Source organism: Streptomyces sp. NPDC006450 (genome assembly GCF_040612195.1).
Lineage (GTDB): Bacteria > Actinomycetota > Actinomycetes > Streptomycetales > Streptomycetaceae > Streptomyces.
This window is the reverse complement of sequence record NZ_JBEXPT010000073.1, coordinates 16,825-34,648: the sequence shown is the minus strand read 5'-3', so window position 1 is coordinate 34,648 and position 17,824 is coordinate 16,825. Positions and strand designations below refer to the sequence as shown.

Annotated in this window: 19 protein-coding genes; 10 read left to right on the top strand and 9 right to left on the bottom strand. The window is 70.8% G+C overall.

From position 1 onward, the window contains the following. The coding region (locus ABZY57_RS21275; RefSeq protein ID WP_356514134.1) for a PH domain-containing protein at positions 1 to 448 on the bottom strand (448 nt) is incomplete at its 3' end. Between the two features lie 124 nt (positions 449 to 572). On the opposite strand from ABZY57_RS21275, the gene ABZY57_RS21270 reads away from it, so the two are divergent. From ABZY57_RS21270 to ABZY57_RS21260, 3 genes are all read left to right on the top strand, one after another. After that, positions 573 to 1,715 carry an NADH-quinone oxidoreductase subunit D gene (locus ABZY57_RS21270; protein WP_356514132.1) on the top strand — a complete coding sequence of 381 codons (1,143 nt, stop codon included), beginning with the start codon at positions 573 to 575 and terminating at the stop codon, positions 1,713 to 1,715. 26 nt (positions 1,716 to 1,741) lie between these two features. Beyond that, positions 1,742 to 2,656 (top strand): arylamine N-acetyltransferase, encoded by a 915-nt coding sequence (locus ABZY57_RS21265; RefSeq protein WP_356514130.1) that lies wholly within the window; start codon positions 1,742 to 1,744, stop codon positions 2,654 to 2,656. Between the two features lie 93 nt (positions 2,657 to 2,749). Next, positions 2,750 to 2,965, top strand: a complete 216-nt coding sequence (locus ABZY57_RS21260) for a hypothetical protein (RefSeq protein ID WP_356514129.1) — start codon at positions 2,750 to 2,752, stop codon at positions 2,963 to 2,965. Positions 2,966 to 3,018: 53 nt separating this feature from the next. Here the strand turns inward: ABZY57_RS21260 and ABZY57_RS21255 are convergent, their stop codons facing one another. From ABZY57_RS21255 to ABZY57_RS21240, 4 genes are all read right to left on the bottom strand, one after another. Next, positions 3,019 to 4,131: a hypothetical protein gene (locus ABZY57_RS21255; protein ID WP_356514128.1), complete on the bottom strand. Its 1,113-nt coding sequence runs from the start codon at positions 4,129 to 4,131 to the stop codon at positions 3,019 to 3,021. A gap of 97 nt (positions 4,132 to 4,228) precedes the next feature. After that, entirely contained in the window at positions 4,229 to 5,221 is a 993-nt protein-coding gene (locus tag ABZY57_RS21250) for an ABC transporter substrate-binding protein (RefSeq protein WP_356514126.1), read from the bottom strand. A 43-nt stretch (positions 5,222 to 5,264) separates the two neighbouring features. After that, on the bottom strand, positions 5,265 to 5,930 hold the full coding sequence (locus ABZY57_RS21245; protein WP_243339802.1) for an ABC transporter permease: 666 nt from the start codon (positions 5,928 to 5,930) through the stop codon (positions 5,265 to 5,267). Next, positions 5,930 to 6,658, bottom strand: a complete 729-nt coding sequence (locus tag ABZY57_RS21240) for an ABC transporter permease (RefSeq protein WP_356514124.1) — start codon at positions 6,656 to 6,658, stop codon at positions 5,930 to 5,932. Before ABZY57_RS21240 ends, ABZY57_RS21245 begins: the two co-directional genes overlap by 1 nt. 134 nt (positions 6,659 to 6,792) lie before the next feature. Between ABZY57_RS21240 and ABZY57_RS21235 the strand changes: the two genes are divergently transcribed. Beyond that, on the top strand, positions 6,793 to 7,755 hold the full coding sequence (locus ABZY57_RS21235) for an ATP-binding cassette domain-containing protein (RefSeq protein WP_356514122.1): 963 nt from the start codon (positions 6,793 to 6,795) through the stop codon (positions 7,753 to 7,755). Between the two features lie 73 nt (positions 7,756 to 7,828). Here the strand turns inward: ABZY57_RS21235 and ABZY57_RS21230 are convergent, their stop codons facing one another. After that, the gene (locus ABZY57_RS21230; protein ID WP_356514120.1) at positions 7,829 to 8,935 is read right to left on the bottom strand and encodes an alpha/beta hydrolase-fold protein; all 1,107 of its coding nucleotides are present in this window, start codon (positions 8,933 to 8,935) and stop codon (positions 7,829 to 7,831) included. Positions 8,936 to 9,088: 153 nt separating this feature from the next. On the opposite strand from ABZY57_RS21230, the gene ABZY57_RS21225 reads away from it, so the two are divergent. The 6 genes from ABZY57_RS21225 to ABZY57_RS21200 all read left to right on the top strand — a co-directional run bounded on the left by ABZY57_RS21225 (position 9,089) and on the right by ABZY57_RS21200 (position 14,141). Continuing rightward, a complete protein-coding gene (locus ABZY57_RS21225; RefSeq protein WP_356514118.1) occupies positions 9,089 to 10,945 on the top strand; it encodes a phosphatidylglycerol lysyltransferase domain-containing protein in 1,857 nt (618 codons plus the stop codon). 153 nt (positions 10,946 to 11,098) lie between these two features. After that, entirely contained in the window at positions 11,099 to 12,004 is a 906-nt protein-coding gene (gene folP, locus ABZY57_RS21220) for a dihydropteroate synthase (RefSeq protein ID WP_356514116.1), read from the top strand. Then, the gene (locus ABZY57_RS21215) at positions 12,001 to 12,444 is read left to right on the top strand and encodes a nuclear transport factor 2 family protein (protein WP_356514114.1); all 444 of its coding nucleotides are present in this window, start codon (positions 12,001 to 12,003) and stop codon (positions 12,442 to 12,444) included. Before folP ends, ABZY57_RS21215 begins: the two co-directional genes overlap by 4 nt. A gap of 141 nt (positions 12,445 to 12,585) precedes the next feature. Next, the gene (folB, locus tag ABZY57_RS21210; protein WP_030010912.1) at positions 12,586 to 12,945 is read left to right on the top strand and encodes a dihydroneopterin aldolase; all 360 of its coding nucleotides are present in this window, start codon (positions 12,586 to 12,588) and stop codon (positions 12,943 to 12,945) included. Between the two features lie 8 nt (positions 12,946 to 12,953). Then, the gene (folK, locus tag ABZY57_RS21205) at positions 12,954 to 13,550 is read left to right on the top strand and encodes a 2-amino-4-hydroxy-6-hydroxymethyldihydropteridine diphosphokinase (protein WP_356514138.1); all 597 of its coding nucleotides are present in this window, start codon (positions 12,954 to 12,956) and stop codon (positions 13,548 to 13,550) included. Between the two features lie 102 nt (positions 13,551 to 13,652). Next, positions 13,653 to 14,141 carry a DUF3180 domain-containing protein gene (locus ABZY57_RS21200; protein WP_356514112.1) on the top strand — a complete coding sequence of 163 codons (489 nt, stop codon included), beginning with the start codon at positions 13,653 to 13,655 and terminating at the stop codon, positions 14,139 to 14,141. Positions 14,142 to 14,285: 144 nt separating this feature from the next. Here the strand turns inward: ABZY57_RS21200 and folE are convergent, their stop codons facing one another. From folE to hpt, 3 genes are all read right to left on the bottom strand, one after another. Further along, a complete protein-coding gene (gene folE / locus ABZY57_RS21195) occupies positions 14,286 to 14,894 on the bottom strand; it encodes a GTP cyclohydrolase I FolE (RefSeq protein ID WP_274548881.1) in 609 nt (202 codons plus the stop codon). Between the two features lie 110 nt (positions 14,895 to 15,004). Beyond that, positions 15,005 to 17,038 (bottom strand): ATP-dependent zinc metalloprotease FtsH, encoded by a 2,034-nt coding sequence (gene ftsH / locus ABZY57_RS21190; RefSeq protein ID WP_356514110.1) that lies wholly within the window; start codon positions 17,036 to 17,038, stop codon positions 15,005 to 15,007. Positions 17,039 to 17,220: 182 nt separating this feature from the next. Continuing rightward, positions 17,221 to 17,781, bottom strand: a complete 561-nt coding sequence (gene hpt, locus ABZY57_RS21185) for a hypoxanthine phosphoribosyltransferase (RefSeq protein WP_243339812.1) — start codon at positions 17,779 to 17,781, stop codon at positions 17,221 to 17,223. Positions 17,782 to 17,824: the final 43 nt, after the last annotated feature.

Sequence of the window (17,824 nt, the reverse complement as noted above, 5' to 3'; positions counted from 1 at the left end):
CGAGGCCCGCGGCTACACGATCATCGCCAACATCGGCAACAACCAGAGCGATCTGGTCGGAGGCCACGCCGAGCGCACCGTCAAGCTGCCGGACTCGGCGCTCCAGCGGGCCCGAGGCCACCTCCACCAGCTGCATCCGCCCGTACGGCACCACGGTCTGCTCCCGCCACATCACGCCCCGGCTGATCAGCAGGTCGTCCGCGCGCTCCGCGTACCGCCAGGACCGCCAGTTCCGCCCGAGCATCACCCAGCCCCAGGCCAGCACCACCAGCCAGAACCCGCCGGCCGCCGCCCACCCCGGGCCGACAGCCATCCCCAGCACGACGGCCGTCACCACCGCGAAGAGGGACATCCACAGCGCCAGCACCAGCCTGCGCAGCGTCAGCAGCCCTCCCGGCAGTCCCACCCACTCGGGCGGACCCGCCTCACCCTCTGTCCCCGTGTCCATCCCCCCACACTAGGCGCGTGGCCCGCCCCCCGGACCGGGCTTGCCGCGCCCGTCGGCGACCGCCGCCCGATCCGCAATCCGGACCGGCCCACGAGCCACCCCCGCCTGCTGAGACAATGCCGCCATGACGGAGACCACGGTCGGCATCGGCGGCGCGGCGGAGAGCACCGACATGGTGCTCAACATCGGCCCCCAGCACCCTTCCACGCACGGCGTGCTGCGCCTGCGCCTCGTCCTGGACGGCGAGCGCATCGTCAGCGCCGAGCCGGTCGTCGGCTACATGCACCGCGGCGCCGAGAAGCTCTTCGAGGCCCGCGACTACCGCCAGATCGTGATGCTCGCGAACCGCCACGACTGGCTGTCCGCGTTCTCCAACGAGCTGGGCGTGGTCATGGCCGTCGAGCGGATGCTCGGCATGGAGGTGCCCGAGCGGGCCGTGTGGATGCGGACCCTGCTCGCCGAGCTGAACCGGGTCCTGAACCACCTGATGTTCCTCGGCTCGTACCCCCTGGAGCTGGGCGGCATCACCCCGATCTTCCACGCGTTCCGCGAGCGCGAGGAGCTCCAGGCCGTCATGGAGGAGATCTCCGGCGGCCGCATGCACTACATGTTCAACCGGGTCGGCGGTCTCAAGGAGGACCTCCCGGCCGGCTGGCTGGGCCGGGCCCGCGCGGCCATCGCCGACGTCAACACGCGCATGCACGTCTACGACGACCTGGTGCGCGGCAACGAGATCTTCCGCGCCCGCACCCGCGGCGTCGGCGTCCTGTCCGCCGGGGCCGTGCACGCGTACGGGGTCTCCGGCCCGATCGCCCGCGCCTCCGGCGTCGACTTCGACCTGCGCCGCGACGAGCCGTACCTCGCCTACGGCGAGCTCCAGGACGTCCTGAAGGTCGTCACCCGCACCGAGGGCGACTGCCTGGCCCGCTTCGAGGTGCTGCTGGAGCAGACCCACAACGCGCTGGACCTCGCGGTCGCCTGCCTGGACCGGATGGCGGAGCTGGCCCCCGGGCCGATCAACCAGCGGCTGCCGAAGGTGCTGAAGGCGCCCGAGGGAGAGACGTACGCGTGGACCGAGAACCCCCTCGGCATCAACGGCTACTACCTGGTCTCCAAGGGCGAGAAGACCCCGTACCGGCTCAAGCTGCGCTCGGCGTCGTACAACAACATCCAGGCGCTGGCGGTGCTGCTTCCCGGACAGCTGGTCGCCGACATGGTCTCGATCCTCGGCTCGCTGTTCTTCGTCGTCGGCGACATCGACAAGTGACCGCGTCCCCGGCCCGGGGTGCCCGCATGCCCTCCGGCACGTCAGCAGACCCCCGCCCCGGCACATACGCCGCCTACCTGCGGCGACTCGGCATCGAGGAGCCCGGTGCGCCGTCCGTGGAGGGGCTGTTCGCCCTGCAGCGGGCGCACGTGGAGCGCGTCCCGTACGAGAACGTCGACATCCAGCTCGGCCGCGCCCCCGGCATCGACCCCGAGTTGTCGGCGCGCCGCTTCGCCGCCGGACGCGGCGGCTACTGCTTCCACCTCAACGGGGCCTTCGCGGCCCTCCTCGACCACCTCGGCTACGAGGTCACCCGCCATGTGGGCGGCGTGTACAAGGAGTCGCAGCCCGAAGCCGCCGCACCGGGCGTGAGCGGCGACCACCTGGCGCTCACCGTCCGCGTACCGGGGGCCGGTCAGGCCGACGCCGACGCCGGCTCCATCGGCTCCTACTTCGTGGACACCGGGCTCGGCGACGGCCCGCACGAACCGCTGCCGCTGCGCGAAGGCGCGTACCGCCAGGGGGCCTTCGCCTACTTTCTGGAGCGGCTGCCCGGCACGGGCTGGCTCTACCGCCACCCCGGCAGCTCCGCCCCGCTCGTGAAGTTCCGCGCCGAGCCCGCCGGTCCGGCCGGGACGGCCGGCTTCGAGGCCGAGCACGTCCGGCTGTCGACCTCCGAGGACTCAGGTTTCGTACGGACCTTCGCGGCCCTGCGGCGCGACGCGGACGGCATCGACGCCCTGCGGGGGCGGGTGCTGAGCCGGACCGACCCGGTGCGGGGGAACACGGAGCGGGTGCTCGACGGCCCGGAGGAGTTCTACGCGGTGCTGGAGGGCGTCTTCGGCCGCGCGCTCGACGACCTGACCCCGACCGACCGCTCGGCCCTGTGGACCCGGGTGGCCAGCGCCCACGAGAGCTGGGCGGCCACGCGGAGGGACTGACCGGGAGCGGCCGGGACGGGAGGGCCGGACCGGGAGCGGCCGGACCGGGAGTGGTCGGGGGCCGTTGTCCGTGGGGCAGGGCAGACTTGGGGGATGTCCCTTTCACCCCGCCGGGCCTGCCCCTCCTGCGGCCGCGACTGCGCCGTCACCGCCGGGCGGATCGCCCGCCACGACCCTCCCGCCGGACGGGGTCGCGGGGACCTCGTCTCCTGCCCCGGATCCCGCGCCCGCGTGACCCTCGGCGCCGCAGCCCCGACGCTGGACGGCTTCGCCCTGTCCCCGCTGCCGGGCCAACTGCCGCTGTTCTAGAGGGCGTGCGGTTCCCGTTCGGGCGTGTGGTTCCCGTTCGGCGAGGAGACCGGTCAGGAGATCGCGGTGCGCAGCTGCACCACGTCGATCGACTCGGTCTCGTCGTGGGCGGTGAGGTCGATGACCTGGCCCACGGCGCGGTGCTCGGCGGTGGCCGCCTTGAACTCCGGCTCCACCCCGCCCTGGACGGACTCCGCCTTGTGGACCGCGAGGGCCTCCGCGCCGACGACATCGGCGAGGTCCTCGTTCTGGACGGACTCGATGACCGCGCGGGCCTGCGCGGCCGTCTTCGTACCGAAGAAGTCGAAGCCGCCCTCGACGCGCGAAGCAGGCCGGCGCTGCGCGGCGTACGGGGCCACCGCGGCCGCGATCCGGCGCGCGGGGACGGCGGCCGCCGGTCCCGCGGGCGCCGGGCCGGCGAGCGCGGGGCGGGCGTGCGACTCCAGCTCGGCGCGCTTCGCCGGGGCGACGGGGGCGTTGGAGGCGGAGGCCGCCGGGAGAGCGGGGGCGGCCGGGGCCGCCGGGAGAGCGGCCGGGCCGCTCCGGGCCCCGGGGGCGGGCGCGGCGGCCTTGGCCGCCTTGTCGGCCAGCGCCGCGAGCGCGGCGTGGGCGCGGGCGTAGCCCACCGAGGTGGCCGCGCCGGCGCTGGTGCGCTCCTCGGAGACCGCGGGAAGTTCCCTCGGGCCCGGGGCGGCGGAAGCGGCCGGGGCCGCGGCCTCGATGGCCAGCAGCCGGCGTCCCTCCAGGGCGCTCGCCCGCTCGGTCTCGGCGGTGGCGTACCGGCGCAGCAGCGACGCGTGCTCCCCGCGCAGGCCCGCGAGTTCGACCCGCTTGGCGCGCAGTTTGGCGTCGAGCTTGCCGCGCAGCACCCGGGCCTCTTCGAGGTCGGATTCGAGCTCGGCTATCCGCTCGTCCGTGCGCCACTCGTCCTTGACCCGCTCGCGCCCGAGCTCGCTGACCCGGCGGCCGGCCGACAGGTCCCACGAGCGCATGACGACGGCACCGGCCAGGCCGGCGGCCGCGGTGAGCGCCACGAGCAGGCGCAGCGCCATCGGTTCCGCGAGCAGCCAGGAGGCGCCGGCGCCGGCTATGGACACACCGGCGACGGCCGTCGGCGTGAGCAGCCGGTGAAGGGGTTCGGGATTGCGGTGGCGTCCACGGGGCATGGCCAGAAATTTACAGGGCGTGGACAGGCTGTGGGGTAACCGCTCGGCAATCTGTTCCCGAGCAGTTACCGCACTTGACGCACGAAAGGCGCAACTCCTACTTCTTCACGAGCCCCTTCGACTCCAGATAGGCCTTGGCGACATCCGCCGGCTTGGCGCGCTCGGCGTCGACCTTGCGGTTCAGCTCGACCAGGTCGGCCGTTGTGAGCGCCTTGGTGATCTTGTCGAGGGCGGCCGCGATCTCGGGAGCGCCGGCGTCCTTGGTGTTGACCACCGGGAGGACGTTGTCCGCGTTCTGGAGCTTCTTGTCGTCCTCCAGCAGGACCAGGCCGAAGGTGTCGAGGGTGGCGTCCGTCGTGGTGGTGAGGACCAGCTGGTCCGCGCCGTCCTTCACCGCCTGCTTGGCCTGCGGGGTTCCGACGCCCTTGGGGTCAATACCGGAAACATCGATTCCGTATGTCGTCTTCAATCCGGGTGCGCAGAAGGGCCGCACCGCGCATTCGTCACCGGCCGCGATCTTGACCTTCAGACCGGACTTGCCCAGATCGGAAAGGGTCTTGAGATTGTTCTTCGCGGCGAATTCCTTGCTCACCGCGAAGGCGTTCTGGTCGACCGCCGAGCCGGCGGGCAGCGCCTTGAGCCCCAGCGGGCCCGCCAGCTTCTCCAGGGCCGCCACCGTCGCCGTCACGTCGCTCGACGCGACCGGCTTCTCCGTCGGCGCCTTGGAGCCGTTCACCTTGGCGTTGAGGAACTCCGCGAGGGTCGCCGCGTACTCCGGGACGACATCGATCTCGCCCTTCTCCAGCGAGGGTTCGTACAGCTCGCGGTTGCTGACCGTGGTGATCGAGGTGCTGTAGCCCGCGTCCGTCAGGACCTGCGCGTACAGCTCGGCCAGCACGTTGGACTCGGTGAAGCCGGCGGCGCCTATCACCAGCTTGCCGCCCTTGCCGCCCTCGGACGACCCCGGGGCGGCGGCGGAGGAGCCCCCGTCCTTGCTCTTCTCCAGACTGTCGCCGCCGCACGCGGCGAGCGATGCGGTCAGGGCGACCGCGCCCAGGGCCGCGCCGAGGGCGCGCGTGGACTTGCTCATCTCAATCTCCTTCAAGGGATGGGGAAACCTGTCGGGGCCCGGCTCAGCGGGTGGCCGCGCCCGGCAGCAGCCGGTCGGCCGCCACCAGCGCGCCCTCCACGAGCAGGGCGAGCGCCGCGACCAGCAGGGCACCCGCGACGACCTGCGGGGTGTTGTACGTGTTGAAGCCGGCGGTGATGATCCGGCCGAGGCCGCCCTGGCCGACCATGGCGGCGATGGTGGCCGTGGCGATGACCTGGACGGCTCCCGAACGCAGGCCCGTCATCACCAGTCCGCGCGCCAGCGGCAGTTCCACCCGCCAGAAGAGCTGGCGCCCGGACATGCCCATGCCCCGCGCGGCCTCCACCACCGAGCGGTCGACCTCGCGCATGCCGACGTAGGCGTTGGTCAGCAGCGGCGGGATGGCGAAGAGCACCAGCGCGGCGATGGTCGGCACGTACCCGGCATTGCGCAGCGGGGAGACCATGAACAGCGCCAGCACCGCGAAGACCGGGACGGCCCGCCCGATGTTGGAGACGTTGACCGCGAGGCCGCCGCCCTTGCCGAGGTGACCCAGCAGCAGTCCGACCGGCAGGGCCACCGCGCAGGCCAGCGCCAGGGCGACCCCGCTGACGTACACGTGCTCGCCGAGCCGGTGCCACACCCCGCTCTCCCCCGACCAGTTGGCCCCGTCGGCCAGCCAGTCCCAGGCCTGTCCCAGCACTCCCATCAGACGGCTCCCGCGTCGACGCCGGCGCGACGGGCGGCGCGCGTGGCGGCGCGGGGCGCCCGGGTCGCACGCGTCCAGGGGGTGAGCAGCCGCTGGAGACCGAGCAGAGCCAGGTCCAAGGCGAGCGCGAGGAGCACGCACAGCACCGAGGCGGTGAGCACCTGCGCCTTGAAGGAACTGTTCACCGCGGGTGCGATGAGGTTGCCGAGGCCGCCCTTGCCCACGATCGAGCCCACGGTCGTCAGCGCGACCGTGGAGACGGTCGCGATCCGCACGCCGGCCAGCAGGGCGGGCAGCGCCAGCGGCAGCTCGACCTGCCACACCAGCCGGCCCTGCCCGTACCCCATCCCGCGCGCGGCTTCCCGTACGTCCTCGGGCACGGCCTCGAGACCGGCCAGCACGTTGCGCACGAGGATGGTCAGCGAATACAGCACCAGCCCGGTCACCACCAGCGCCGCCGAGAGCCCGAAGACCGGCAGCAGCAGGGAGAACATCGCGAGCGAGGGGACGGTGTAGAGCAGGGTGGTGATGCCCAGGACGGGCGCCGCCCAGCGGCGGCCGCGGCGGGCCAGCAGCGCGAGCGGGACGGACACGGCGATGCCGATCAGCACCGACACGCCGGTGATCCACACGTGTTCGAGGGTGGCGTCGGTGAGCTCCTGGGAGCGGGACGTGACGTACTCCCAGCAGATCCAGTCGTTCGCCACCAGGCAGCCCTGCCCGGCCATCGGTCCTCACCCCCCGTCACCGACCGTACGTAGAAACGACCATAACCCCCGGCACCGACCATGGCCGGAATCCTTCGCACGCGGGCAACACGCCCTTCACAAACGGACCCCCCCGGGTAGGGAAAGATGGCCGGGTGATCCGATTCGAGCAAGTGACCAAGCGCTACCCCGACGGGACCACGGCCGTCGCCGACCTGTCCTTCGAGGTGGCCGAGGGGGAACTGGTCACCCTGGTGGGCCCGTCCGGCTGCGGCAAGACGACCACCATGAAGATGGTCAACCGGCTCATCGAGCCGACCTCCGGCCGGATCCTCCTGAACGGCGAGGACATCGCCGCCGCCGACCCGGTCGAACTGCGCCGCCGCATCGGCTACGTCATCCAGCAGGTCGGGCTCTTCCCCCACAAGACGGTGCTGGAGAACACGGCCACCGTGCCGCAGCTCATCGGCACTCCGAAGGCCAAGGCCCGCGCGCGGGCCGCGGAACTCCTCGAACTGGTCGGACTGGACCCGGCCGTCTACGGGGGCCGCTACCCGGAACAGCTCTCCGGCGGACAGCGCCAGCGCGTCGGCGTGGCCCGGGCGCTCGCCGCGGACCCGCCGGTCCTGCTGATGGACGAGCCGTTCGGCGCGGTGGACCCGGTGGTCCGCGAGCGGCTGCAGAACGAGTTCCTGACGCTCCAGCAGACCGTGCGCAAGACGATCCTGCTGGTCACGCACGACTTGGAGGAGGCGGTCCGGCTCGGCGACCGCATCGCGGTCTACGGAGAGGGCACCATCGAGCAGTTCGCCCGCCCGGCGCAGGTGCTGGGAGCCCCGGCGACCGAGTACGTGGCCGGCTTCGTCGGCTCCGACCGCGGGCTGAAGCGGCTCGCGGTCACCGCCGTGGTGCACGCCGACCTGGCCTCGGCCGACGGAAAGGCCCCCACCGCCGAAGTGACGCTGGGGGCCAGTCTGCGCGAGGCGCTCGCGCTGCTGCTCCAGGAGGACTCGGGACGGATCGGGGTCACGGATCCCGACTCCGGCGCGGTGATCGGCGTGCTCACCCCCGAAGGGGTGCACCGGGCCCTGCGCCGGGCCCGGTTGCAGGAGGCCTGAGCCGGGGCCCCTCGCCCCGGGCCCGGCCCCGAGTCCTGCTTGCGCCCGAGTCCCGCTTGCGCCCGAGTGCCGCCTACGCCTGGATCCTGCCGCTCATCCACACCAGCATCGGCGGGATCTCGCGCCTCCAGGTGTTGAAGTTGTGGCCGCCGCTGTCGAGGATGATCGAGGAGACCCGGTCCGGGCCCTTGACCAGCTTGATGAACTTCTTCGTGTCGGCGAGGTTCGGCTCGCCCTTCTCGCTGCTGGTGACCAGGAACGACGTACCGGCCGGCTGCCTGTCCTTCATCGACGCCAGGATGTTCGCGCGCGCCTTCAGCTTCTCGTCCCCGTGGAAGAGGTCACCGGTCGTCGGGTCGTCCGCGGCCGCGTAGTACGCGGACAGCCCCGCGGCGGCGCCGAAGTTCCGCGGGTAGTGCGCGGCGATCTTCAGAGCGCAGTAACCGCCCGTGGAATTGCCGATGAAGCCCATGTTCTGCGGCTTCTTGCCGACCCGGAAGGTGCTCTGGATGGCCTGCGGGAGGTCCTGGCCGTAGAACGTCTCGGTCTGCGGGCCACCGGGTATGTCCACGCACTCGGTGTCGCGCGCACCCGGCGTCGGACGGAGCATCACCAGGATCATCGGCTTCATCTTGCCCGTCTTGGCCTGCCTGAAGGCCGTCATCGGGTAGTCGAGCCCTTTGATCAGGTTCTCCGCCATGCCCGGGTAACCCGTCAGGACGATGGAGGCCGGGAAGTTCTGGTCCTGGTGCTCCGGCTGGAAGTACTCCGGCGGCAGCCACACGAAGCCGCTCGTCGTTATCTTCGACTTCTGGCCCGTTATGGAGACTTTCAGGATCTGCCCGCCGACCGGCGGCTTGGCGCCGCCGGGCACGTCGAGCTGCTGCTTGGCGACGACCTTGATGTCGGCGCTGCTCATCGAGTGGTCGACGACCTTGCCGATCGAGGTCTCCTGACCGAAGAGGTCGGCCCAGGACCCGTAGAACAGGAACGACTTGTTCGCGCCGAGACCGATCGCCGCGAACAACGCCAACTGCGTTGCCAGCAGGAGGCCGATCCGGCCGAGGACCGAGCGCCAGGAGCGGCCCGAGAGCTTCGGCCAGAACCACACCGTGGCTGCGAACAGCAGCACACCGGCAAGGATGGCCAGCGCCAGGACCGTATTACTGGTGAGACCCATGAGCAGTCAGTCGACTTTCTATGGCAGGACTAGTTTTTTTCTCGAGGAAGAGTGAACCCGCTCCCCTTCGATGTCGTCCTAGTGGACGCACCACCCAACGAAGGCCCCCAGCGGCCTTCGGCCACATGATCTCTCGCGGAGCAACGGGAAGCGATGTCTAGCAGGATAGATGGCGATAAGTCGGGACAGGTTCCGAAGCCTGTCAGCCGAATCCTCCGAGGCCCACGTCCGGAGTCCGTCCCCGGGATCGTGGGCACCGCCGTCACGGTCGTCGGCCTGCTGGACATCGCAGCGGGAGTCTTCCCGCGCTTCCGGCACAGCCGCATCCACGCGGTCACCGAGGTGCTGCCCGGCTCCGTCGGCCCCTTCGCCGCCGCCCTGGCCATCAGCGCCGGCGTCCTGCTCCTGCTGCTCGCCCACGGGCTCAAGCGCCGCAAGCGCCGCGCCTGGCGGGCCGCGGTGGTGCTGCTCCCGGCGGGCGCCGTCGCGCAGTTCACGTACCGCCACTCCTTCATCGGCGTGGTCATCGCGGCCGTGCTCCTGGCGCTCCTGCTGCGCCATCAGAGCGAATTCAAGGCCCTGCCCGACCCGCGCAGCCGCTGGAAGGCGCTCGCCAACTTCGTGCTGATGAGCGCGGGCTCCATCGGCCTCGGTCTGGTCATCGTCAACTCGCACCCCGGCCGCGTTGTAGGCAATCCGGGTGTTTACGAGCAGATCAGCCACGTCGTCTACGGACTCTTCGGCTTCGAGGGACCCGTCGACTACGCCGGCCGCGTGTCCTGGACCGTCGGCTACTCGCTCGGCGCCCTCGGCATGCTGACCGCCGTCACCACCATCTACCTGGCCTTCCGCCCCGAGCACCCGGCCGCCCGGCTCACGGCCGACGACGAGGTCAAGCTCCGCGAGCTGCTCGCCCGCCACGGCGGCCGCGACTCGCTGGGCCACTTCGCGCTCCGCCGCGACAAGGCCGTCGTCTTCTCCCCCAGCGGCAAGGCCGCCGTCACCTACCGCGTCGTCTCCGGCGTGATGCTCGCCTCCGGCGACCCGGTCGGCGACGTCGAGGCCTGGCCCGGCGCCATCGAACGGTTCATGGAGGAGGCCAAGACCCACTCCTGGACCCCCGCCGTCATGGGCTGCAGCGAGACCGGCGGCGAGGTCTGGACCCGCGAGACCGGCCTCGACGCGCTGGAGCTCGGGGACGAGGCCATCGTCGACGTCAAAGACTTCTCCCTCTCGGGCCGGGCGATGCGCAACGTCCGCCAGATGGTGAAGCGCATCGAGCGCAACGGCTACACCACCCGGGTCCGCCGGGTCAGCGAGCTGACCGAGACCGAGCTGGAGCAGGTGCGCGGCGCCGCCGACGCCTGGCGCGGCACCGACACCGAACGCGGCTTCTCCATGGCGCTCGGCCGCGTCGGCGATCCCGGCGACGGCGACTGCTACATCGCCACCGCGCACCGCGTCGAAGAGGGCGACACCTCCCCCTTCGGCGACCTCAAAGCCGTCCTGCACTTCGTCCCGTGGGGCAAGGACGGCATGTCGCTGGAGCTGATGCGCCGCGACCGCGCCGCCGACCCCGGCATGAACGAGCTGCTGATCGTCGCCTCCCTGGAGGCCTCCCCGGCGCTCGGCATCGAGAAGGTCTCCCTGAACTTCGCGATGTTCCGCTCGGCCCTGGCCCGCGGCGAGAAGATCGGCGCCGGCCCGGTCCTGCGGATGTGGCGGAGCCTGCTGGTGTTCCTCTCGCGCTGGTTCCAGATCGAGTCGCTGTACAAGTTCAACGCGAAGTTCCGCCCCCGCTGGGAGCCCCGCTTCGTGGTCTTCCGCACCACCCGGGACCTGCCCCGCATCGGCTTCGCGGCGATGCAGGCCGAGGGCTTCGTCACACTGGCCCTGCCCCGCCTGTTCGCCGGCCGCCGGCGCCCCAAGCCCGTCCGCACCTGCGCCCACCACCGCGTGCACGCCGCGGCCGTACCCACCCAGCCGGAGCGCGAGGTCCAGGCCGCCTGAGCCGCTGCGGCCCCGCCGGCGTCCGAGGCGCGGGGGTCCGGGGGCGCAGCCCCGGGGAACGGTGGAGGGGCGGGGCGGGGAGAGCCCGCGCGGCGCGGCCCCCGCCCGCAGCCGTCAGGCCGGGGCAAGGACACGGCCTCTACCCTGGGAACCATGAACACGAACCGCGGACCCGCCGCCAGGGGCCTGGTGACAGGCCTGCCCGACTGGGACCGCTGCGCGGTCATGGGCGTCGTCAACGTCACCCCGGACTCCTTCTCCGACGGCGGCCGCTGGTTCGACACCACCGCCGCCGTCAAGCGCGGCCTCGACCTCGTCGCCCAGGGCGCCGACCTCGTGGACGTCGGCGGCGAGTCCACCCGCCCCGGCGCCTCCCGCGTCGACGAGGAGGAGGAACTGCGCCGGGTCGTCCCCGTCGTCCGCGGCCTCGCCTCCGAAGGGGTCGTCGTCTCCGTCGACACCATGCGCGCCTCCGTCGCCTCCCGGGCGGTGGCCGCCGGCGCCACCCTCGTCAACGACGTCAGCGGCGGCCTCGCCGACCCCGGCATGATCCCGGCCATCGCCGCCGCCGAAGTGCCCTTCGTCGTCATGCACTGGCGCGGCTTCAGCGACGGCATGAACAGCCTCGCCGTCTACGACGACGTCCTCGCCGAGGTCACCTCCGAACTCCGCACCCGCATCGACGCCGTCGTCAGCGGCGGCATAGCCCCCGAACGCCTCCTGGTCGACCCCGGTCTGGGCTTCGCCAAGAACGCCGAACACGACCTGGCCCTGGTCGCCCACCTCGCCGAGCTGCGCGCCCTGGGCTTCCCGCTGCTGGTGGCCGCCTCGCGGAAGCGTTTCCTCGGCCGCGTGCTGGCCGGCGCCGACGACGCCTCCCCACCGCCCGCCCGCGAGCGCGACGCCGCCACCGCCGCCGTCACCGCCATCGCCGCCGCCCGGGGCGCCTGGGCCGTGCGGGTCCACGAGGTACGGGCGAGCGCCGACGCGGTTCGGGTGGCCCGCGCCGTGGAAGGGGCACTGCGTACCACCCGCAGCAACGAGGAAGGGGCACGGTGAGCCGTACCGACATCGAATCCGTCGAAGAGGTCAACACGGCCTTCTACGAGGCCATGGAGCGGGGGGACTTCGACGCGCTGTCGGCGCTCTGGCTCGAGGACGAGATCTCCTGCGTGCACCCGGGCTGGCCGGTGCTGTCGGGACGCGGCGAAGTGCTGCGCTCCTACGCGCTGATCATGTCGCACACCGAATACATCCAGTTCTTCCTCACCGACACCAAGGTCACCGTCATAGGCGACACCGCCCTGGTGACCTGCACCGAGAACATCCTCAGCGGCGGACCCGCGCAGGACAGCGGTGAACTGGGCCCGCTCGTCGGCCAGCTCGTCGTCGCCACGAATGTGTTCCGACGCACACCGGAGGGCTGGCGGCTCTGGTCGCACCACGGTTCTCCCGTCCTCGCGGACTCCGACGAGGACGACGAGGAGGAGCCCTCCTAGCCCCTCAGTCGGGATGCTGTCGGGGTCCGAGGTATTTCGCAGGTAAATTCGAAGATGGACGACGCCGACCGCACTCGGCTCAGGCCATGGATCCGGGGAGTCCCGGACCGGAAACACCTACGAAAAGCAGGAGTGATTCGCGTGGATCGTGTCGCGCTGCGCGGCCTCAAGGCTCGCGGGCACCATGGCGTCTTCCCCCGGGAGCGCGAGGAAGGCCAGACCTTCATCGTCGACCTGGTGCTCCACCTCGACACCCGCCCCGCGGCGGCGGGCGACGACCTGGCTAAGACCGTGCACTACGGGGTAGTGGCGGAAGAAGTCGTCGACGTGGTCCAGGGCGAGCCTGTGGACCTGATCGAAACCCTCGCCGAGCGGATCGCCCAGCAGTGCCTCAAGCACGAGGCGGTCGCCCAGGTGGAGGTCGTCGTCCACAAACCGGACGCGCCGATCACCGTCCCCTTCGACGACGTGACCATCACGATCACCCGGAGCCGCGCGTGAACAACGGAATGAACGCCCAGAGCGACCCCACGGTCCAGCCCGTACCCGCCTCCGTGGTGGAAGCCGTCGACGCGGCGGACGTCACCCTGTCCAACCCCAAGTGGGCCGTCGTCGCGCTGGGCGCGAACCTGGGCAACCGTCTGGAGACCCTCCAGGGCGCCATCGACGCCCTCGGCGACACTCCGGGCCTGCGGGTCAAGGCCGTCTCCCCCGTCTACGAGACGGAGCCGTGGGGCGTGGAGACGGGCTCGCAGCCCTCGTACCTCAACGCCGTCATCTCGGTGAAGACCACCCTGCCCCCCAGCTCGCTGCTGGAGCGCGGCCACGCCATCGAAGAGGCCTTCGACCGCGTCCGCGAGGAGCGCTGGGGGCCCCGCACCATCGACGTCGACATCATCTCCTACGCCGACGTGGTCTCCGCCGACCCCGTCCTCACCCTCCCGCACCCGCGCGCCCACCAGCGCGCCTTCGTGCTGGCCCCCTGGAACGACATCGATCCCGAAGCGCAGATCCCGGGCCACGGGCCCGTCGCCTCGCTGCTGGCCGCAGTCGGCCACGAGGGACTCACCCAGCGCACGGACCTGGAACTGCGCCTCCCCGAATGAGCCGCGCCCGCGGGGCGGGTCCGGCGACCACTTAGGATCACCGGGTACGCACGCACGGAGAGCGGGCGCTGCGGGAACGGCGGGATGGCGGGAGAAGCACACGTGAAGCAACTGAGGCCGGCGGTCCTGGCGGGCATTTTCGCGATCGCCGCGGTGCTGTCCTGGGCCGGAGCCCGGCTGTGGAACGCCTACGGCACCCTCCCGGGCGTGCCGCTGGCCGCACCCGTCGTGCTCGCCGCCATCGCGGTGGTCCTGCTCGCGACAGCCCTGTCGCTGCGGTCCCGCCTGAAGGCCCAGCGCGAGCGCGTGCCCGACGCCAAGGGCGTGGAGCCGCTGATGGCGGCCCGCGCGGTCGTCTTCGGCCAGGCCAGCGCCCTCGTGGCGGCCCTGGTCGCGGGCGCCTACGGCGGCGTCGGCGTCTTCCTGCTCACCAACGCCATGGACGTCCCCGCCCGCCGCGACCAGACCTGGTACGCCGGCTTCTCGGTCCTGGCGGGCGCGGCGGTCGTCGCGGCGGCCCTCTTCCTGGAACACGTCCTCAAACTCCCGGACGACGAGGACCCCGGCAAGGCGACCGCCAGCGCCGCCTAGGCCTCGTCCGGAGCGTGCCGCGCTTCGGCCAGCTGTCCGCGACCACGAGGTGCGACCGTCTGCCTGCTCGGCAGGCCCCGAAGCATCGGTCCCCCTCCGTGAAGTCGTGGAGGGGGACCGTAGCGGGCAGCACTGACAATCCGGCTAGCGCGCCAGGATGAGGCTCATCGCCTCGGCTCGGGTGGCCGTGGCACGGAGCTGACCGCGAACCGCGGATGTGGTGGTCTTGGCTCCCGGCTTGCGGATGCCGCGGACCGACATGCACATGTGCTCGGCCTCGACCACCACGATGGCACCGCGCGCGTCGAGGATCTCCATCAGCGAGTCGGCTATCTGCGTCGTGAGACGTTCCTGCACCTGCGGGCGGCGGGCGTAGACGTCCACAAGGCGGGCCAGCTTCGACAGGCCCGTGATCTTGCCGTTCTCCGCCGGAATGTAGCCGACGTGAGCGACGCCGTGGAACGGCAGCAGATGGTGCTCGCACAAAGATACGATTTCAATGTCCTTTACCAGGACCAGCTCATCGTGCCCCAGGTCGAACACCGTCGTCAGCACGTCCTCCGGCTTCTGCCACAGACCAGCCAGAATCTCCCTGTACGCCCGCGCCACGCGGCCCGGGGTCTCCAGGAGCCCCTCGCGGTCCGGGTCCTCGCCGACCGCGAACAGGAGCTCGCGGACCGCCGCCTCGGCGCGCTTCTCGTCGAACTCGCCGATCGTGCCCTCGCCACCGGTCAGGGTCACTGGGTCGGTCATGTTTTCCTCGTTCCTGTCTGTGCAGTCGCGGCCAAACAAGTATGACCAGATGAAAGTGCCGCGCCCCCCAGGCTAGAACCTGGGGGGCGCGGCATCCATTCCGGGAGGGATCAGGCCTCCGGTCGCTCCTCCGGGGAGGGCTCCGGGGACTTCTCCACCGACACGGCGGTCGAAGACGCCGCCGACGTGCCGTTCGCCGCGTTCGTCAGCTGGAGCTCCTTGGGAGAGAGCACCGGCGGACGGGTGGACGGCGTGCGGTGCGAGGAGCCGGTCCACGCCGGGCGGGCCGGGCGCTTCACGATCGTCGAGAAGACCTCGGCGATCTGCTCCTTGTTCAGCGTCTCCTTCTCGAGGAGGGCGAGGACGAGGTTGTCGAGCACGTCGCGGTTCTCGACCAGGATTTCCCAGGCCTCGTTGTGCGCGGTCTCGATCAGCTTCTTGACCTCTTCGTCGACCAGCGCGGCGACCTCTTCCGAGTAGTCCCGCGGGTGCGACATCTCGCGGCCCAGGAACGGCTCGGTGTTGTCCCCGCCGAACTTGATCGCGCCGAGACGCTCGGTCATGCCGTACTGGGTGACCATCGCGCGGGCCGTTGCCGTGGCCTTCTCGATGTCGTTCGCGGCGCCCGTGGTCGGGTCGTGGAAGACCAGTTCCTCGGCCGCACGCCCGCCCAGCATGTACGCGAGCTGGTCGAGCATCTCGTTGCGCGTGGTCGAGTACTTGTCCTCGTCGGGCAGGACCATGGTGTAACCCAGGGCCCGGCCGCGGGACAGGATCGTGATCTTGTGGACCGGGTCGGAGTTCGGGGAAGCCGCCGCGACCAGGGCGTGGCCGCCCTCGTGGTACGCGGTGATCTTCTTTTCCCGGTCCGACATGATCCGCGTCCGCTTCTGCGGACCCGCCACGACGCGGTCGATCGCCTCGTCCAGCGCGTGGTTGTCGATCAGCTTCTGGTCCGAGCGGGCCGTGAGGAGCGCGGCCTCGTTCAGGACGTTGGCGAGATCGGCACCCGTGAAGCCGGGCGTACGACGGGCCACCGCACCCAGGTCGACGTCCGGAGCGACCGGCTTGCCCTTCTGGTGGACCTTGAGGATCTCCAGACGGCCCTGCATGTCCGGACGGTCGACCGCGATCTGGCGGTCGAAGCGGCCGGGGCGCAGGAGGGCCGGGTCGAGGATGTCCGGACGGTTCGTGGCGGCGATCAGGATGACCCCGCCCTTCACGTCGAAGCCGTCCATCTCGACGAGCAGCTGGTTGAGGGTCTGCTCGCGCTCGTCGTGACCGCCGCCCAGGCCCGCACCGCGGTGCCGGCCCACTGCGTCGATCTCGTCGACGAAGACGATCGCCGGGGCGTTGGCCTTGGCCTGCTCGAACAGGTCGCGGACACGCGAGGCACCGACACCGACGAACATCTCGACGAAGTCGGATCCGGAGATCGAGTAGAAGGGGACACCGGCCTCGCCCGCGACGGCACGCGCGAGCAGGGTCTTACCGGTGCCGGGCGGCCCGTACAGCAGCACGCCCTTGGGGATCTTGGCGCCGACGGCCTGGAACTTCGCCGGCTCCTGGAGGAACTCCTTGATCTCGTGGAGTTCCTCGACGGCCTCGTCCGAGCCCGCGACATCGGCGAACGTCGTCTTCGGGGTGTCCTTGGTGATGAGCTTGGCCTTGGACTTCCCGAACTGCATGACCCGGGAACCACCGCCCTGCATCTGGTTCATCAGGAACAGGAAGACGACGACGATGAGGACGAACGGCAGCAGCGAGAGCAGCACGCTCAGGAACGGGCTGGTCTTGTCCGGCGTGACGGAGTATCCGTCAGGGATCTGACCGGCTTCGTACTTGGTCTGGAGGTTCTGGGCGAGCTGTACGCCCTGGTCCCCGATGTAGTTGGCCTGGAACTTGGTGCCGTCGTTGTCGCCGAGCTTCTGGTCCTTCTTCAGCTCGATCTTGATCATCTGGCTGTCACCGGTGGTGAGCTTGGCGCTGTCCACCTGGCCACTGTTGATCGCCTTGATGACCTCGCTGGTCTCCACCGACTTGTAGCCGCCGCCGGAGCCGACGACGTTCATCAACACGACCACGGCGAGGACGGCCAGCACGATCCACATAACCGGCCCACGGAAGTATCGCTTCACGTCCATCCATACGGGGCGCTAGGCACCCCGTCCCTCCTGCCCGTAGGTAAATGCTGCTGTGAGTAAAGACTGTTCTTCGGAATGTACCCCTGCATTGTCACCCGCGGCCTCATGGGACGGCTGACAGACCCGCCTTTCCATGCTCCAACGGCGGGAAACGCTCCAGGGTTCCCCTGTCGGGCGCTGGATCAGCCGCCGTAGACGTGGGGAGCGAGGGTGCCGACGAACGGCAGGTTGCGGTACTTCTCCGCGTAGTCGAGGCCGTAGCCGACGACGAACTCGTTCGGGATGTCGAAGCCGACCCACTTCACGTCGATCGCGACCTTGGCGGCGTCGGGCTTGCGCAGCAGCGTGACGACCTCCAGGGAGGCCGGCTGGCGGGAGCCGAGGTTCGACAGCAGCCAGGACAGGGTCAGGCCCGAGTCGATGATGTCCTCGACGATCAGGACGTGCTTGTCCTTGATGTCGGTGTCCAGGTCCTTGAGGATCCGCACCACGCCCGAGGACTGGGTCCCGGCGCCGTAGGAGGACACCGCCATCCAGTCCATGGTGAGCGGGGTGGACAAGGCGCGCGCCAGGTCCGCCATCACCATCACCGCGCCCTTGAGGACGCCGACGATGAGCAGGTCCTTGCCCGCGTACTCCGCGTCGATCTTCGCGGCCAGCTCTGCCAGCTTCGCGTCGATCTCTTCCTTGGTGATGAGCACCGACTGGAGGTCGTTGCCCATGTCCTTCTCGTCCACCCGCATCACTTTCGTTGTCGGCTGGGGCTCCAGGGGTGACCCCGGAGGT

What these genes read in the sequence shown, in the direction of transcription:
- folP (WP_356514116.1), top strand. Translation starts at nt 11,099, where the DNA reads ATGAACACGAACCGCGGACCCGCCGCCAGGGGCCTGGTGACAGGCCTG.
- ABZY57_RS21245 (WP_243339802.1), bottom strand. Translation starts at nt 5,930, where the DNA reads ATGGGAGTGCTGGGACAGGCCTGGGACTGGCTGGCCGACGGGGCCAAC.
- ABZY57_RS21230 (WP_356514120.1), bottom strand. Translation starts at nt 8,935, where the DNA reads ATGGGTCTCACCAGTAATACGGTCCTGGCGCTGGCCATCCTTGCCGGT.
- hpt (WP_243339812.1), bottom strand. Translation starts at nt 17,781, where the DNA reads ATGCGGGTGGACGAGAAGGACATGGGCAACGACCTCCAGTCGGTGCTC.
- ABZY57_RS21225 (WP_356514118.1), top strand. Translation starts at nt 9,089, where the DNA reads ATGTCTAGCAGGATAGATGGCGATAAGTCGGGACAGGTTCCGAAGCCT.
- ABZY57_RS21265 (WP_356514130.1), top strand. Translation starts at nt 1,742, where the DNA reads ATGCCCTCCGGCACGTCAGCAGACCCCCGCCCCGGCACATACGCCGCC.
- ABZY57_RS21270 (WP_356514132.1), top strand. Translation starts at nt 573, where the DNA reads ATGACGGAGACCACGGTCGGCATCGGCGGCGCGGCGGAGAGCACCGAC.
- folE (WP_274548881.1), bottom strand. Translation starts at nt 14,894, where the DNA reads ATGACCGACCCAGTGACCCTGACCGGTGGCGAGGGCACGATCGGCGAG.
- ftsH (WP_356514110.1), bottom strand. Translation starts at nt 17,038, where the DNA reads ATGGACGTGAAGCGATACTTCCGTGGGCCGGTTATGTGGATCGTGCTG.
- ABZY57_RS21260 (WP_356514129.1), top strand. Translation starts at nt 2,750, where the DNA reads ATGTCCCTTTCACCCCGCCGGGCCTGCCCCTCCTGCGGCCGCGACTGC.
- folK (WP_356514138.1), top strand. Translation starts at nt 12,954, where the DNA reads ATGAACGCCCAGAGCGACCCCACGGTCCAGCCCGTACCCGCCTCCGTG.
- ABZY57_RS21255 (WP_356514128.1), bottom strand. Translation starts at nt 4,131, where the DNA reads ATGCCCCGTGGACGCCACCGCAATCCCGAACCCCTTCACCGGCTGCTC.
- ABZY57_RS21240 (WP_356514124.1), bottom strand. Translation starts at nt 6,658, where the DNA reads ATGGCCGGGCAGGGCTGCCTGGTGGCGAACGACTGGATCTGCTGGGAG.
- ABZY57_RS21250 (WP_356514126.1), bottom strand. Translation starts at nt 5,221, where the DNA reads ATGAGCAAGTCCACGCGCGCCCTCGGCGCGGCCCTGGGCGCGGTCGCC.